The organism is Burkholderia sp. PU8-34 (assembly GCF_053427725.1).
The window spans coordinates 1-424 of record NZ_JBSAXC010000079.1; the positions used below are offsets into that span (position 1 = coordinate 1).

Annotated in this window: 1 protein-coding gene; it reads right to left on the bottom strand. The window is 64.9% G+C overall.

Going from position 1 to position 424, the window contains the following annotated elements; genetic code table 11:
* Nucleotides 1–424: ABC transporter ATP-binding protein (locus ACV22Z_RS35790; RefSeq protein WP_448080950.1), on the bottom strand; the 424-nt coding region annotated here is incomplete at both ends.

Here is a 424-nt window from a genome sequence, read left to right on the forward strand (position 1 = left end):
CTCTTCCTGGTCGTGCGTGACCATCACGCAGGTCACGTCCACCTTCTCGATGATGTTCACCAGTTCGAGCTGGGTCTTCTGGCGGATCTTCTTGTCGAGCGCGGACATCGGCTCGTCGAGCAGCAGCAGCTTCGGGCGCTTCACGAGCGAGCGGGCCAGCGCCACGCGCTGTTGCTGGCCGCCGGACAGCTGGTGCGGCTTGCGCTGCGCGTACTTGCTCATCTGCACGAGCGCGAGCGCATCGGCCACGCGTTCCTTGATCTCGTTCTTCGGCGTGCCTTCCTGCTTCAGGCCGAACGCGACGTTCGACTCGACCGACATGTGCGGGAACAGCGCGTACGACTGGAACATCATGTTCACCGGGCGGCGGTACGGCGGCAGCGACGCGAGGTCCTCGCCGTCGACGTAGATCTTGCCGGAGGTC